We start from the raw sequence: 15,564 nt of genomic DNA on the forward strand, positions 1-15,564 counted from the left end.
TCACCGTCGCCCCTCTCATCCACCACCACCCGATCCCCGGAGGATCCCCTTGTCAGAGTCGACAGCCGACACCCCGATCGCGCCGCTCGATCCCGCCCGCGACCGCGGCGCCCCCATCGCCGAGGCCCGCGGCGTCAGCCAGGTCTACCCCGGCGTCACCGCCCTCGACGGGGTCGACTTCGCCGTCCACGCCGGCGAGGTCCGCGCCCTGCTCGGCCAGAACGGCGCCGGCAAGTCGACGCTGATCCGCCTGCTCAGCGGCGTCGAGACCCCCAGCGCCGGTGAGGTCCTGCTCGGCGGGCAGCCGCTCGGCGACGGCGGCGTCACCGCCGCCTCCGCCGCGGGCGTCGCCACGTGCTACCAGGAGCTCAGCCTCGTGCCCGGCGTCACCGTCGCCGAGAACCTCGCCATGGGCCGCTGGCCCCGCGGCCGGTTCGGCATCGACACCCGCGCGATGGTCGAGCGGGCCCGCGCGACCTTCGAGCGCCTCGGGGCCGACATCGACGTGCACGCCGAGGTCGCCGGGCTCACGCTCGCCCAGCAGCAGATCGTCGAGATCGGCCGTGCCCTGCAGGACGACCCGCGCCTGCTCATCCTCGACGAGCCGACGAGCGCGCTCGCGGCGGCGGAGGTCGACCTCGTGCTCGACACCGTCAAGCGGCTCGCCGCCCAGGGCGTCGCGGTGCTCTACGTCAGCCACCGGATGGACGAGATCCGTCAGATCGCCGACACCGCGACCGTGATGCGCAACGGCAAGGTCGTCGAGACCGTCTCCATCGCGGGCAGCGACACCGCCCACATCATCGAGCTGATGATCGGCGCCGACCCCGAACAGCGGGCCGTCGCGACGCGACCGGTCACCTCGGGCGAGGTGCTCCTCCGCGTCGACGACCTCGACGTGGCCCCGAAGCTCCGGGGCGTCAGCTTCGAGGGCCGGGCCGGCGAGGTGCTCGGCATCGCGGGGCTCCTCGGCTCCGGGCGCACCGAGCTGCTCCAGGCGATCGCGGGCTTCCGGCCGGCGACGGGCGGCACCGTCTCGATCGCGGGCTCCGTCGTCGACCGGCCCACCGCCTCCCGCATGCTGGCCCTCGGGGTCGGCATGACCCCGGAGGACCGCAAGGGCCGCGGCGTCGTGCCCGGCCTCGGCATCGACGAGAACATCGTCATGAGCGACTTCGGCCGGGTCACCCGGGGAGGCGCGCTGTCGGCCGGTGCGATCGCCACCGCCACGAAGGCGCTCGCCGACCGGCTCAGCATCAAGGCGCACGACCTCTCGCGCCCGATCAGCACCCTCAGCGGCGGCAACCAGCAGAAGGCGGTCATCGCCCGCTGGCTGCACGCCGACAGCCGGGTGCTCCTCCTCGACGAGCCCACCCGCGGCGTCGACGTCGAGGCGAAGGCGCAGATCTACGAGATCATGCGCGCCGTCGCCGACACCGGCAAGCTCGTCGTCTTCGTCTCGAGCGAGATCGAGGAGCTGCCCCTGGCCTGCGACCGCGTGCTCGTCCTCCGAGACGGCGGCCTCCGCGAGGAGTACCGCGCCCCCGACATCTCCCTGCCCGTGCTGCTCCAGGCCTCCATGGTCTCGAGCTGAAGAAGGACGACCCGATGACCTCCACGCTCGACCCCACCACCACCTCGGCCACGCCCGGCGGCCGCCCCCGCGGCGGCGCCGTCGGCCGCGTCCGCGACGCGTTCCGTCGCAACACGACCCTCGTCAACATCGTCGGCCTGCTGGTCGCGATCGTCGTGCTGTACCTCTACCTGATGTTCAACGCGGTGGGCTTCTTCACCGTCGCCAACCAGAGCGGGCTGCTCCGCGACGCCGCGCTGATCGGCATCGCCGCGACGGGCATGACCCTCGTGATCATCGCCGGCGAGATCGACGTGAGCACCGGCCCGGCCGTCGCCCTGTCGTCGGTCATCGTCGCCGTGGCGATGACGCAATGGGGGCTGCCCGCGCTGCTCGCCATCCTGATCACGCTCGTGGTCGGGGCGGGCTGGGGCGCCCTCGCCGGCGTGCTGCGAGCCCGCTTCCTCGTGCCGTCGTTCATCGCGACGCTCGGGCTCTGGAGCGTGCTGCGCGGCCTCGGCCAGTTCAGCACCGACGCGCTGCCCGTGCCGCTGCCCCTCGACGAGCCGGTCATGCCGTTCCTCACCGGCACCGTGCTCGGCGTGCCGACCCCGGCCGTCATCATGATCGTCGCCTTCCTGGTCTTCGCCTTCGTCGCCCGCAAGACGGCCTTCGGCCGCTCGGTGTTCGCCATCGGCGGCAACGCCGCGGCGGCGAGGCTCGCGGGCATCAAGGTCGCCCGGGTGCGCGTCCTGCTCTTCGCGATCATGGGCATGCTCGGCGCCCTGAGCGGCGTGCTGCTCGCCGCCCGCCTCGGCTCGGGCAACGCCGGTGCGGCCAACGGCCTCGAGTTCGACGTCATCGCCGCGGTCGTGATCGGCGGCACCGCGATGTCGGGAGGGCGCGGCAGCCTCGTCGGCACCTTCCTCGGCGTGATCTTCATCACGCTGATCGGCAACGGGCTCGTGCTGCTCGGCGTCGACTCCTTCCTCCAGAGCGTCGTGCGCGGTGTGATCATCGTGCTCGCCGTCCTGCTCAACGTCACCCTCTCCCGCAAGCGCGGGTCGATCGAAGAGAGCTAGGCCATGACCACCACCGTCCCCTCCCCCGAGGCCGCGACCCGCGCCTCCTCGCCCACCGGCACCATGCAGGGTGTGTTCCTGCCCGGCGACGGCACCGCCGAGCTGCGCACGCACGACGTGCCGACGCCCGGCCCCGGGCAGGTGCTCGTGCAGGTCGGCGCTAGCGGCATCTGCGGCAGCGACATCGGCTTCATCTACAACGGCTACAAGACGCACAAGGGCCTCGACGGCGCGCCGGCCTACAAGGGCGTCGTCGCGGGCCACGAGCCGTGCGGGCGCATCGTGTCGGCGGGGCCCGGGGTCACCCGTTTCGGCGTCGGCGACGACGTCATCGTCTACCACATCCAGGGCTGCGGCCGGTGCCGCAACTGCCGCGCGGGCTACTTCATCAGCTGCACCGACCAGCCGCACAAGGCGTCGTACGGCTGGCAGCGCGACGGCGGCCACGCGGAGTACGTGCTGGTCGACGAGTCGACCTGCGTGCCCCTGCCCGACGGACTCTCGTACGTCGACGGCGCGCTGATCGCCTGCGGCTTCGGCACGGCCTACGAGGGCCTCCGCCGCACGGGCGTCCACGGCGGAGAAGACCTGCTCGTCGTCGGCCTGGGCCCGGTCGGCCTCGCCGCCGCCATGCTCGGGCGGATGCTCGGCGCTCGCCGCGTCATCGGGGTCGAGCGGTCGGCCGAGCGCATCGAGTTCGTCCGCGCGACCGGACTCGTCGACGACGTCGTGCTGGCCGACGCCGACGCCGTCGAGAACGTGCTCGCGCTCACCGACGGCGTGGGCTGCCAGGTCACGGTCGACTGCTCGGGCAGCACGCCGGGTCGCCTCACCGCGGTCGAGGCCGCGGCGGAGTGGGGCCGGGTGGGGCTGCTCGGCGAGGGCGGCCGGCTCGAGACCGAGGTCTCGGACACCCTCCTGCACAAGCAGCTCACGATCACCGCGTCGTGGGTGACGTCGCTGCAGGGCATGGAGGACGTCGCGCGCATGATCGCCGAGGGCGGCCTCAGCCCCCAGATCGTCGTCTCGCACACCCTGCCGCTCACCGACGCCGACGAGGCCTACCGGATCGCCGCGGCCGGCGCGACCGGCAAGGTCGTCCTCGTGCCGGCCGGCGCCCCGGTGCGCGAGGAGCCCGCCGCCCGAGCCACGACGATCGGTCACCCCGCCTCGTGACGGTGCGGGTCGAGTCGGTCGGTGCCGGGGAGGCCGACGGCCTCCCACTGATCAGGGTCGTGACCGGCGAGCTGGCGCTCGCGTTCGCACCGACCCGCGGGGGGCGCCTCCTCTCGCTCGTGCACGGCGGCCGGGAGCTGCTCTGGCGTAACCCCGCCCTGCTCGACGACGCGCTGCGGCCGGTCGTGCCGGTGTCGACCTGGCCGGCCGGAGACGGCGGCATGTCGACCTGGGCGAACGTCGGCGGGTCGAAGACCTGGCCCGCCCCCCAGGGCTGGTCAGGCCCCGACGAATGGGCCGGGCCGCCCGACCCCGTGCTCGACTCGGGCACCTGGTCGGCATCGTGGACGGTCGACGAGTCCGTCGTCGTGGTCACGCTCACCAGCCCCGACGACCCGCGCTCGGGCCTGCGGGTGACGCGTCGGTTCACGGTGCGTGACGGGTCGACTCGCCTCGACCAGCACGTCACCTTCGAGAACGTGTCGTCGACGACCCGGCGATGGGCGATCTGGGAGGTCTGCCAGGCCGATACGGCCGCCGGCGCCGTCTCCCCGTCCGCCGGGTCGTCGGTGGTCGTGCCCCACGACCGGGCCGCCGACGAGCTCGACCTCGGCACCTACGAGGGCGAGCTGCCCAGCGGACGACGCGGCCACGACGTCGTCCTGCCCCTCGGCACCGGCGTCGCCAAGCGGGGCTACCCCGGAGCCTCGGGGTCGGTCGCCCTGCACGACGAGGGCGGCCCCGTGCTCGCGCTGTCGACGACGCCCGCGACGACGGGCACCTGGCCCGACGGCGGCGCGAAGGTCGAGGTCTGGCTCCAGCGCCCGACGGCCGAGCCGATCGCGTCGCTGGAGGGGCTCCACCCGTCGGCGCACCTCGTCGAGCTGGAGGTGCTCGGGCCGCTCGAGACCCTGCAGCCGGGCGACGCGTCGACGCTCGAGATCGAGTGGCGGGTCGGGCCGGCGTAGCCGGCCGATCCGGGCCGAGGTGCGACGACGTCGCCGAGGTGCTCCGCTCGGGGCCCGACGCGGCGAGCGCGTGCGCCCGCCCCGACGATCCGTGCGGGCGGGTCAGCGTCCCCCCGGGCGGGTCAGCGCCCCTCCGGGCGGGTCAGCGTCAGCGACGCCGAGCAGTGGGGCGGGTCCACGTCCCTCTGGGCGGGTCGGCGCCGACCCGCCCATGAGGACACCGACCCGCCGCACCCCACCACGAGCCACCCGACGGCCCCGTGACGGCACCGACCGGGCCGCCTGCGTCCGACGCCCCTCCGCCCCCGCGGTATCGTCGTCCGTCGACGATCAGGGAGGCTGGGCAGTGGAAGAACCGTCGGGGCACGACGCCCTCAGCCGCGACGGCGTGCGCGAGGTGTTCGGCACCGACCCCACCTGGGCGCTGCTGCGCAGCTCGAACAGCCGCTGGATCCTCCCCCTCTTCTCCCGCCACCTCGAGCGCGCCGAGGGCCCCGTCTCGGCCGACTGGTTCCACCAGGCCGTCGCGGAGGCGCTGGCCGAGAACGCCGCGGAGACCGCGGAGGCCGCGGCCGGCGAGACGGCGAACGTCAGCGACACCACCCCCGGGGAGGCGCCCGCCGGCCCCGCAGAGACGGCCGACCTCCCCGAGGCCAAGACCCCGGCGGACTACTGCCGCGGCTGGGTCGACAGCCGGTGGCTGATCCGCACCCGCGCCTCCGGCGAGGAGGACGGCCAGGCCGCCCGGGCCCGCTACCGCCTCTCGCCGCACGCCCTCAAGGCGCTGCGCATCGTCCGCGAGCTGGCCGAGGCCGACAACGCCGTCTCCGAGGCCCGCTTCGGCAGCATCGCGCACGCCGTCCGCCAGCTCGCCGGCCTCGCCGACCCCGACCCCGCGTCGCAGGTCGCCCGGATCGACGAGCAGATCGCCGAGCTGCAGCGCCGCCGCGACGAGGTCGAGCGGCACGGCCCCGTCCCCGCGACCGCCGACGTCGTGTCGCGCCAGGTGCGCGAGGTCGTGCGGCTGACCGCGTCGCTGCCCGAGGACTTCCGCCAGCTCAGCGCCATGGTCGAGCAGCGCCACCGCGAGGTCGCCCGCCGCGCGACCCACGAGCACGTCGGCAAGGGCGCGCTCGTCGAGCAGTACCTCCGCGAGAACGACCTGCTCGAGCAGACCCCCGAGGGCCGCGCCTACCGCGGCTTCGCCCAGATGCTCTCGTCACGCGAGATCGACGTGATGCGCGCCGACATCGACAAGGTGCTGTCGCAGCCCGGCGCCGCCGAGCACCTCACCGAGCGGCAGCGTGAGCAGCTCGAGCAGCTGATCTCGTCGCTGCTCGCCGAGGAGCAGTCCGTGCAGGAGACCTACGGGCGTTGGACGTCGTCGCTCCGCCGCTTCCTCAGCCGGTCGGGCGCCGAGAAGCACCAGCGCCTCCTGACCCTCGCCGAGCGCGCCCTCCACGCCGGCGCCGCCTGGGCCGAGCGTCGCCCCGGCGCCGCCGTGCTGCCCGAGGACGTGCTCGGCCTCGGCCCGGTCGACGTCGTCGACGTCAGCCAGGTGCAGCTCTGGAGCGAGCGCGGCCGCCCCACCGTCGAGGTGCGCGTGGCCGAGGGCGACGCCGCCCTGCCCGCCGCCGACCGCGCCGCGCTCCGCCTCACCGCGGGCACCAGCCCGGCGGCCGTCGCCGCGACGATCGACCGCCTGCTCGACGAGGGCGACGGCCGCGACGAGGTCACGAGCGCCGACGTCTACCGCGCCACCGAGCCCGAGTTCCGCCGTCTCGCGCTCGTGCTGAGCATGCTCGACCTCGCCGTCGAGCGCGGCGTCGTCACCGACGAGACCGAGTCGGTCGTGCTGACGCCCGACGACCCGTCCGGCACCGGGGCCGGAGCACCCCGGGGAGGCGCCCCCCGCGAGGTCACGCTGCCCCGGTTGGTCTTCACCCGGGACGCACCCCCGCCCGGCGCCGACGCCCCCGCCCCCGACGACACCGCCCGCACCCTCCAGGGAGACCCCGCATGACCGCCGCCCCGACCGACGACCTCCGCCCGGCCGACGCGACGCCCGGCGCGGCGGCCGACGCGACGCTCGACGTGGCGCCCGACTCCGACGACGCCCCCGCCCGCCCCGTCTCCGACGAGCTCCCCCTCGCCGGCCGCAAGGCCCTGGTCACGCTGATGACGCACCGCTTCATCAGCCGCGCGACGCAGAAGGAGGCGTGGGCCGGCCTCCTGGCGCACGAGCCGGAGGTCCGTGCCCGCCTGGCCGAGATGTTCCTCGAGCTCGAGGTCGACCGCGGCTACGAGGTCGCCTTCAAGCGCCAGGTCGGCGGCGACGACGCCCCCGTGCTGCTGCGGCGCGAGAAGCCGCTGTCCCGTGACGCGTCGTTCCTGCTGATCTTCCTGCGCCGCGAGCACGCCTACGCCGACGGCGACGACGACGCGGTCGTGGTGTCGCGCGACCAGGTCGCCGAGTTCCTCGGCCGGTTCCACGACGACACCGCCCACGACGAGGTGCGGGCCCTGCGCCGCGTCGACGCCGCGATCGCCGCGATGGTCGCCCGCGACCTGCTCGAGCCCGAGCCCGACGACCCGTCGCTCTTCGTCGTCGCCCCCGCGATCGTGCCGCTCGTCCGCCCCGAGCAGCTGCGGCACTTCGAGCGCGTGTACCTCGAGGCCGCGGGCGCCGAGCCGGAGGCCGGTGCGCCCGCGGCGAGCGCCGCCGCTCCGGGCGAGCTGGACGAGCCCGACGAGCTGACCGACCCCGACCCCGACCCCGAGCTCGACGCGGGTGACGACCTGACCGAGCTCGACCCCGACGCCGCGCACGACGCCGGTGACACGCCCGCCCCCGACGACGCGCCCCGCGCCTCCGACACGGCCCTCGACCTGCCGCTCGACCTCCCCCTCGACCCGGAAGCAGACCAGGCATGACCCCCGCCTCCCCCGCCGACGCGCCCCGCGCCTCCCGCACGCCCGTCGAGGCCGGCACCGCCCCTGCCGCCGACGCGACCGCCGCCACCACGCCCGCGCCGCCCGTCACCCCCGCGCTCGACGTCGACGTCGAGCCCGACGCCGCGCCCGACCTCGGCATGTTCCACTCGGGCCAGTACCGCATCGAGCTCGTGCAGCTGCTCAACTGGGGCAGCTACGCGGGCCTGCACCGCATGCCCGTGGGGCGGGGCGGCATCGCCATCCTCGGCCCGACCGGGCGGGGCAAGTCGACGGTGCTCGACGCGATGGCCGCGGTCATCATGCCGAACCCGCAGGAGTTCAACCGGGCCGCCCGCGACGACTCGCGCCAGCGCTCCGAGCGCACCGTCTACAGCTACGCGCGGGGCAAGACCGACGAGGTGCGCGACGCCGACTCCGACCGCACGACGACGCGGTTCCTCCGCCCGCTGGGCGAGTCGTTCGCGAGCGGCGCCGCGATCACCTGGAGCACCGAGCTCGGCGAGACCCTCACCGCCGTGCGCCTCGCCTGGATCGGCCCCGACACCGCCAGCCAGGACGACGTCACGCAGGCGAGCGTCTACCTGCTCGTGCGCGGGCGCTTCGACCTCAGCCGGCTGACCGACGTCCGCCGCGACGAGACGAGCACCTCGCCGCTGACGAAGAGCTCGCTGACGCGCCTCGTCGACCCGGCGCACGACCTCGTCACCTACTCGCAGCCCGAGCTCCGCGTGCAGCTCTGCGCGCGGCTCGGCATCGGCGGCAGCGACGAGTCGCAGCTGAAGGCGCTGACGCTGCTGCGGCGGGCGCAGGCGTCGAAGGGCGTCTTCTCGATCGACGAGCTGTTCAAGCAGTTCGTGCTGACGCAGCCGAAGGCGCTCTCGCGGTGGGAGACGACGCTGGCGACCTACCGCGAGGCGTCGCAGCTCTACGACGTGTTCGAGACGACGCGGCGGAAGCTGGACGTGCTCGAGCCGGTGCCGGGCCTCGCCGAGCGCTGGCGCACCGCGGGCGACGACGCGACCGCCAAGCGCCGTCTGCTGGCCGGCGGCGACGACGAACCGCGCCGGCTCGACGTCTGGCTGGCCGAGGCGGTCGGCAGCTGGGTCGGCGGCGAGGTCGACCGGGTGCAGACCGAGAAGCGCGGCCACGTCGAGACGAGGAGGCGCGCCGCCGAGGCCGCGGAGGCCGCCCTCCGTGCCCGCGAGCAGGCCCTGGCGCAGATCGCCGACCTCGGCGGCGACCCCTCGCACTCGCTCCGTGAGCAGGTGCGCTGGGCCGGGGAGGCGCTCGGTCGCGTCGAGAAGGAGCACCGCCGCTTCGCAGCCCCGCTCGAGGGCGTCGGCGAGCCGGTGCCCACGACCGCGGACGAGCTGGAGTCGCTGCGCACGCGGGCGACGGAGCTCGCGGCCGAGGAGGCGGCGGCCCGCCGGGAGCACGACGAGCTGCGCGGCGACCTCGCGGCCCGGATCGCCGAGACGCGGCGGTCGGTCGGCGAGCGCCAGCGCGAGAAGGAGTCGTTCGAGCGGCGCCGCAGCAACGTGCCCGACGACGCGGTCGAGCGACGTCGGCGCATCGCCGACGGCACGGGCGTGCCGGTCGCCCGGCTGCCCTACGCGGGCGAGCTGTTCGAGGTCGCCACGGAGCACCGCGACTGGACGACCGCGATCGAGAGGGTGCTCGGCGACCTGGCCACGCACCTCCTCGTCGACCCCGACGACTTCGACGCCGTGCGCCGCTTCGTCGACCGGGAGGACATGCGCGGCCGCGTCACCCTCGTGCCCGCGACGCCGGGCCTGACGCCGACGCGCACGCCGCTCGCGCGCACCGTGCCGTCGATGCTCGTGTTCGACGAGGCGAGCCCGTTCGTGGGCTGGCTGCGCGACGAGGTCGTCGACGACCGCAGCGTGCTCTGCGTCGACGACGCGTCGGCGCTCGACGACCCGCTGCCCGTCGGGGCGAAGGGCGCCGTGACGCGCTCGGGCCTCCGCACCGGCTCGCGCCGTCGGGTGACGAAGGACGACCGGCGGGTCCGCTCCTGGATCGGCCTCGACAACGCCGGCCGGGTCGCCGAGCTGACGGCCGAGATCACCGTGCTGACGGAGTCGCTCGACGCGGCGCGCGCGGAGTGGGACGCCGCCGAGACGGTCGCCACCGCCCGCCGCACGGTCGTCGAGACCGTGGCGCGCGCCGCCGCCGTGGAGTGGTCGGACGTCGACCCCGCGCCGGCGCGGGCCCGTCTCGCCGACCTGCAGGCGCAGCTCGAGCGGGTCGCGGTCGAGCGCCCCGAGGTGACGGCGCTGCAGGCCGAGGCCGCGGCGCAGGACGAGGCGCGGCTCGAGGCCGTGCGTCGCGGGGCCGAGGTTCAGCAGGTGCTCGACCAGCTCGAGGCGACGCACGCGACGCTGGTCGACATCGAGGACGCGTTCAGCGACGCCTCGGGCGCCGACCCGCTGACCGACGACGAGCGCGTGCTGCTCGCGCCGCTGCCGTTCGCGGCGCCGCGCGAGGTGGCCGACGTCGAGCGCACGCGCCGTGAGGCGGCCGCGCAGCTGCGGGCGCAGGTCGACGCGCACGACCGCGAGCGGACGCAGCACGAGCTCACGCTCGAGCTCGTCTTCACGCGCTACCTCGAGCTCGACCCGAACGCGGGGTTCGACGCGTCGATCGAGAGCCTGCCGGCCGTGCTGGCGATCCACCGCACGCTGGTCGACGACGACCTGCCCCACGCGAAGCAGCGCTGGCTGGCGAAGGCCGGGGCGAGCGTGGGCGACAGCCTGCGGGCGCTGCTCGTGCAGATCGAGGAGGACGGGCACGTCATCCGTCGTGGCGTCCGGCCGATCTCGCAGGCGCTGGCCGCGATCGAGTTCCGGCAGGGGTCGACGCTCGACATCGAGCCGCGGCCGGTGTCGAACAGCGACCTGGCGGAGTTCAAGCGGACGCTGCGCGAGCACACGGGCGGCGGGGGCGGCGGTTCTGCGGTCGGCGGCGGCTCTGCTGCCGGCGGCTCTGCTGCCTCGGCCGTCGATCTGCGTGACCCCGCCGAGATCGAGCGCCGCTTCCTGCGCCTGCGTCGCGACCTGGCCAGCCTCGAGGAGCGCTCGAAGTCGGGCGAGGCCTGGCGTCGCCGGGTGCTCGACGCGCGCGAGCACTACCAGTTCCGGGCGATCGAGACGAGGCGAGACGGCACGCAGATCGTGCACGAGGGAGTCGCGGGCAAGTCGGGAGGTGAGGGCCAGGAGCTGATCGCGTTCGTGCTCGGCGCCGCGCTGCGCTTCCGGCTCGGCGACGGCACCGACCGCGTGCCGACCTACGCGCCGATCGTGCTCGACGAGGGCTTCGTGAAGGCCGACACCGAGTACACCGGCCGGGCGCTCTCGGCGCTGCGGTCGCTGGGCTTCCAGCTGGTGGTCGGAGCCCCGCGAGACAAGGTGAACGCCTTCGAGCAGCACGTCGAGAGCGTCGCCTACATCTCGAGCGACCCGGTGAACCCCGAGCTGTCGCGCATCTACCCCCTCACGATCCGCGAGGCGATGGAGGTCGAGCGCCACGGCCTCGACCCCGCCGCGCTCGGCTAGCCCGCCGAGTGGTCGCGATCTGCGCCTCCCGCCCCTCGGGAGCAGCAGTTCGCGCCCACTCGCCCCGCGCCTCCCCCTCACCCCCTCCCAATTTGAGAGGGATCTGTCCCCGCCGAGTGAACAGGCGTCCCGTCCCCTCCGAATCTGAGAGGGATCGGAGCCTGACGTGCCGGTGAGCCCGAAGGAGTCGCGGGTCGGCACCCGGATCCCTCTCGCTCTCCGCAGACCCTAGGCTCGGCCCGTGCTCTTCTCCCCGCCGCCGGAACCGCCGCCGTCCGACCCGGCGCTGGTGGCGCCCACCCTGTACCGGATGTCGCTGTCGGGCGAACCCGGAGTCGTGCGTGGCTGGTTGTCCGTCACGAGGGCGTGGACCTGGGACGTGGAGGGCCCCTGGTGGAGGCGGCGGCGCGTGAGGCCGCACCTCTACGGCGAGTGGGCCCTGAACTGGAACGAGGACCTGGACTACTCCGTGTTCTACGCACACCCCGACTACTGGAACCCGCACTCCTGCGGCCTGCCGCTCGACGCCCCGGACCTCGCGGAGATCGACCGTGGCGAGTTCACCTTCAGCGACCGTGTCCTGGCGCTGGAGCCCGTCGACCCCCACGACGAGCCCGACGTCTGGCGGGCCCGCTGGGACTCCTGCGCGGGCTGACCCGAGTGCGGCCCGGCTGGCGGACAGTGCCGCCCGTCAGCTCACCGCCCGGCGACCTCGGCGTCCCGCTCGACGCGCCCCGCCGCCCGGTGCGCGGCGACCCCGCCCACGGCTGTCCCGGCGAGCAGCGCTCCGCACGCGGCGAGGATGCTCGCCGCCGCCTCCCCGTCGGTCCACCCCGTGACGAGCGGCAGCACCGAGGCGACCGTCGCGACGGCGCACCCGACGACGACCGCCGGCACGGCGGCGCGGTGCCCGGCCCGCCAGGTGGCCGCGGACTCCATGACGGACGGGATGCGCAGACCTGCCAGGGCGTTCGGGGCGAGGCGTCCGCGGGCCGCGGCGACGACGACCGCCACGACGAGCGCGTTGCTGAGGACGAGGATGACGACGGCGACCAGCATCGCTCCAGGCTAGGACCGGGCGCCTCCGCGGCGCCTCCCCCGTGCGATCGACCGGCAGGCCGGTGGCTGCCGAGCGGCAGGAGTCAGCAGGTCGGCATCGGCTCGGCCGCGGCGGACGCGATGCGCTCCTCGGTCCAGTAGGTCGGGCCGTTGACCGGGGCGGCCGTGGCGACGACGGGCCCGGCTTCGCCGTCGCTGACAGAATCCGTCGAGCCCCCGCCGCACGACGACCCGCCGAAGACGACCACCAGCACGACGAGCACGACGGCGACGACGAGCACGCCTGCGACCACCCCGGTCACCACGCGCTGCAGCTGCATGACGCTGAGCCTAGGCGGCGGGAGCGGCGCCGTCGCCTGTCGTGCGGGTCGAAGGTGTCGTCGCGGGCTTCCCCTGTGACATCCACACCGCCCAGAAGGCGCCCGCTGCTCCCCCGACGACGCCGACGACCACGCCGGCAACCGCTTCGCCAGGGTGGTACGACCAGAACTCGAACGCCCGGAGCAGGCAGGCGATGGACGCGCCCCCGAGCACGCTGGCGACCGTGACCGTCACGACCGCCCGGCCCCGCGACTCCGGCCGGCCGATCGTCACGAGACAACCTGCTCCCCACGAGGCGAGTGCGGCGACGACCCCGACGAGGGTGCCCGCCACGAGGAACCAGAACGAGAAGTAGCTGAGCATGAGCGCGTCACCGCCGAGCGGATCGTCGGCGACGAGCAGCGACACGACGACGCCGGATGCTGCGCCCCCGAGCACCCCGCCCCACACGACGTGGCGCATCCGCAGCGGTCTCAGTCTCGTGCTCATGTCACCCCCGACATCAGATCGTGACCGCGACGACCACGGCCCCCACTCGACGTCCATGGTCACAGTCTCGACCACACGACGTCCTGTCGTGGACGCCGCGGCGAGACCGGTGCTCAGCGTCCGCCGACGCTGACCTCCTGGGCGACGGGCGCGACGACGGTCAGCTCGCTGCGGAGCACGCGGCGCAGCTCCACCCCGTCGGCGGTGACGACGTCGTAGCTGCGGACGACGCTGCCCATGTGGCCTTCGTGGGTGACGACGGAGGTGCCCGAGTCGAGCTCCGGGTCGGTGTAGGTCGTGGTGGTGAAGGCGACGGGCTCGGTGACGTCGACGCGGGTCGTGCTGATGACGGCCCCGGGAGGCGCGGTGGGCGCAGCCGTGGAGGTCGCCTCCGGTGCCGTGGGGGCCGTCTCGGCCTCAGCGCTGGTCTGCGCTCCCATCGTCTCCGCGGTCGCGCTGACCCCGCCGCCGATGACGATGCACGCCGCCAGCACGCCGGCGCTGCGCAGCACACGGCTCTTGGTCGTCATGTCGTTCCACCACTGCATCACTGTCGTTCTCCGAGTATCTGACGACTGTCGGGTAGCCGTCCTCTCGATGCTGGCCGGTATGCGCGGCGGGCGGCACACCCCGTTCGGGTCGGGAGGCCGCGGGGCTGGCCCCAGTCCGGGGCAGCGCCGCCCGCGCCCGCGGCCGCACTGCGGCTCCGGCTAGCGAGGAGGCGTCGCTCACCGCCGGAACCGTGCCCCCGTCTCCTGCTCCAGGAACACCCACATCCACTCCAGTGCCCGCCTCGGCGTCAGCCCCGGCGCCTTCTGCGCGAGCTGCGTCGCGACGCCGTCGCTGTAGGCGGCGAGCTTCAGCGCCAGCTCGGACGCGTCGTCGACGGCGAACGTGCCCGCCTCGGCACCGCGCCGGAGCGTCCGCGTGAGGCACGCCTCCCACACCCGGATGCGGTCGACGTACTCGGCCGCGACGGCGGGTGTCGGCACTCGTCGGCGCCCTTCTCTTCACCGTGGCCGTCATGTTCTTGCTGATGCTCGTCGCGTTCGCGATCGGCCTCGTCGCGGGCACGCCGCTGTCGATCCCGGGGGTCGCGTCGTGGTCCGCGGCCTTCCCCGGCGGAGCCCCCGTGTTCGGGTTCTCGGCCGGGGGGCCCGTGCTTCCCGGCGCGGCGGTGGCGCTCGCGGCCGTCACGGTGTTCGTGATGCTGCGGGATCGTGTTCGCAGGCGCGTGGCGTGACGCTAACAGCCGCTGTGACCGACGCGTGATGAATGCGCCCCTCAGGCCGCGGTCGGCGCGGCCGAGCAGCCGATCCGTGCCGGACCACTGAACGAATGGTCACCGTGCTCACTCCGAGCGAAGACCCTGCCTCCCCAAGAGCCGTCGTGGACGACATCGATCTGGCGGAGCAGCTCGTGACGCGAGCGGCGTCACTGGCGAGCGAGCTGCGCCGCGAGGGGCTCACGAGCGAACGGAAAACGTCGAACGCCGACCTCGTCAGCGCCGCCGACCGTGGGGCCGAAGACCTTGTCCGGCGCACGCTCGCGCGCGAGCGTGTCGGCGACGGCCTGCTCGGCGAAGAGGGCACCTCGTCCGCCTCCCGGAACCGACGCCTCTGGATCGTCGACCCCGTCGACGGCACCTTCAACTTCCTGTCGGGCCTGGCCTCGTGGTGCAGCGCGGTGGCGCTGCAGGTGGACGACGAGCTCGTCATCGGCGCTGTGCACCGCCCGGAGCTCGGTGAGACCTGGCTGGCTGATGCCCAAGGCACGCGTGTCAACGGCGAGCGCGTCGCTCCCCTGGCCGATTGTCCGCTGGCGGACACCAGTGTCGCCACCTACGTCAACCCCGCCGACATGGTCGACCCCACAGTGGTCGCCGTCATGACGGGCCTGCTGGACTCGGCGGCGACCGTGCGCATCAGCGGGTCGGGAACGTGCGACCTGGCGGACGTCGCCGCCGGGCGCATCGGACTGCGGGTGCAGTGGGACTGCGACGACTGGGACTGGCTGCCGGGGCGCGCCCTCGTCGAGGGAGCGGGTGGACGCACCGAGGCGATCGAGCATCTCGGGCGGCGCTGGCACCTTGCAGGGTCCGCTCGGGCGGTAGGCGAGGCCTCGGAGGTGCTGCGCGCGGTCACCTGCTGAGCACACCGCGGCGGAAGTGTCGCTGCGGCCTACGTCCCGCCGCCCGCTCGATGGCTAGCAGTCATGGCGGTGCGAATGGACATGGGCGGCGTCTCGAGCTCGGGCGTGAAGGTCATGTCGATCCAACGGGCGGGGCGTCGGCCCTCTCATCTGTGACGTGGACGGACACCCCTGACCTATAGCCTGACCATCAATCACGTTCAAGAACAAAGCAC

At 74.3% G+C, this 15,564-nt stretch carries 15 protein-coding genes; 10 read left to right on the plus strand and 5 right to left on the minus strand.

The genetic code is table 11. From position 1 onward, the window contains the following. The first annotated feature begins 49 nt into the window (after positions 1-49). The 8 genes from ASF82_RS07385 to ASF82_RS07420 all read left to right on the plus strand — a co-directional run bounded on the left by ASF82_RS07385 (position 50) and on the right by ASF82_RS07420 (position 11,984). On the plus strand, positions 50-1,594 hold the full coding sequence (locus ASF82_RS07385; RefSeq protein WP_082514389.1) for a sugar ABC transporter ATP-binding protein: 1,545 nt from the start codon (positions 50-52) through the stop codon (positions 1,592-1,594). 14 nt (positions 1,595-1,608) lie between these two features. Continuing rightward, positions 1,609-2,655, plus strand: coding sequence for an ABC transporter permease (locus ASF82_RS07390; RefSeq protein WP_056055320.1), 1,047 nt, complete (start codon positions 1,609-1,611; stop codon positions 2,653-2,655). Between the two features lie 3 nt (positions 2,656-2,658). Beyond that, a complete protein-coding gene (locus tag ASF82_RS07395; RefSeq protein WP_056055324.1) occupies positions 2,659-3,831 on the plus strand; it encodes a zinc-binding dehydrogenase in 1,173 nt (390 codons plus the stop codon). 59 nt (positions 3,832-3,890) lie between these two features. Further along, positions 3,891-4,799, plus strand: a complete 909-nt coding sequence (locus ASF82_RS07400) for a DUF4380 domain-containing protein (protein ID WP_156369937.1) — start codon at positions 3,891-3,893, stop codon at positions 4,797-4,799. 346 nt (positions 4,800-5,145) lie between these two features. Next, entirely contained in the window at positions 5,146-6,822 is a 1,677-nt protein-coding gene (locus ASF82_RS07405) for a DUF3375 family protein (RefSeq protein WP_056055333.1), read from the plus strand. Continuing rightward, entirely contained in the window at positions 6,819-7,733 is a 915-nt protein-coding gene (locus ASF82_RS07410; protein ID WP_056055336.1) for a DUF4194 domain-containing protein, read from the plus strand. Before ASF82_RS07405 ends, ASF82_RS07410 begins: the two co-directional genes overlap by 4 nt. After that, positions 7,730-11,329 (plus strand): ATP-binding protein, encoded by a 3,600-nt coding sequence (locus ASF82_RS07415; protein WP_056055338.1) that lies wholly within the window; start codon positions 7,730-7,732, stop codon positions 11,327-11,329. Before ASF82_RS07410 ends, ASF82_RS07415 begins: the two co-directional genes overlap by 4 nt. A 409-nt stretch (positions 11,330-11,738) precedes the next feature. After that, the gene (locus ASF82_RS07420; protein ID WP_056055339.1) at positions 11,739-11,984 is read left to right on the plus strand and encodes a hypothetical protein; all 246 of its coding nucleotides are present in this window, start codon (positions 11,739-11,741) and stop codon (positions 11,982-11,984) included. 41 nt (positions 11,985-12,025) lie between these two features. Here the strand turns inward: ASF82_RS07420 and ASF82_RS07425 are convergent, their stop codons facing one another. The 5 genes from ASF82_RS07425 to ASF82_RS07445 all read right to left on the minus strand — a co-directional run bounded on the left by ASF82_RS07425 (position 12,026) and on the right by ASF82_RS07445 (position 14,190). Next, positions 12,026-12,388, minus strand: a complete 363-nt coding sequence (locus ASF82_RS07425) for an SdpI family protein (RefSeq protein ID WP_056055344.1) — start codon at positions 12,386-12,388, stop codon at positions 12,026-12,028. Between the two features lie 83 nt (positions 12,389-12,471). Continuing rightward, positions 12,472-12,708 (minus strand): hypothetical protein, encoded by a 237-nt coding sequence (locus ASF82_RS07430; protein ID WP_056055347.1) that lies wholly within the window; start codon positions 12,706-12,708, stop codon positions 12,472-12,474. Between the two features lie 10 nt (positions 12,709-12,718). Continuing rightward, entirely contained in the window at positions 12,719-13,198 is a 480-nt protein-coding gene (locus tag ASF82_RS07435) for a hypothetical protein (protein ID WP_156369938.1), read from the minus strand. Positions 13,199-13,311: 113 nt separating this feature from the next. Next, positions 13,312-13,728 carry a G5 domain-containing protein gene (locus ASF82_RS07440; protein ID WP_156369939.1) on the minus strand — a complete coding sequence of 139 codons (417 nt, stop codon included), beginning with the start codon at positions 13,726-13,728 and terminating at the stop codon, positions 13,312-13,314. A 198-nt stretch (positions 13,729-13,926) separates the two neighbouring features. Continuing rightward, positions 13,927-14,190, minus strand: a complete 264-nt coding sequence (locus ASF82_RS07445; protein WP_056055356.1) for a TetR family transcriptional regulator C-terminal domain-containing protein — start codon at positions 14,188-14,190, stop codon at positions 13,927-13,929. Between ASF82_RS07445 and ASF82_RS07450 the strand changes: the two genes are divergently transcribed. Beyond that, positions 14,181-14,441 (plus strand): hypothetical protein, encoded by a 261-nt coding sequence (locus tag ASF82_RS07450; RefSeq protein WP_056055359.1) that lies wholly within the window; start codon positions 14,181-14,183, stop codon positions 14,439-14,441. The two genes, ASF82_RS07445 and ASF82_RS07450, sit on opposite strands and share 10 nt — an antisense overlap. A gap of 146 nt (positions 14,442-14,587) precedes the next feature. Beyond that, positions 14,588-15,349, plus strand: a complete 762-nt coding sequence (locus tag ASF82_RS07455; protein ID WP_056055362.1) for an inositol monophosphatase family protein — start codon at positions 14,588-14,590, stop codon at positions 15,347-15,349. Positions 15,350-15,564 lie beyond the last annotated feature (215 nt).

This window comes from Frigoribacterium sp. Leaf164, assembly GCF_001423665.1.
Classification (GTDB): domain Bacteria; phylum Actinomycetota; class Actinomycetes; order Actinomycetales; family Microbacteriaceae; genus Frigoribacterium; species Frigoribacterium endophyticum.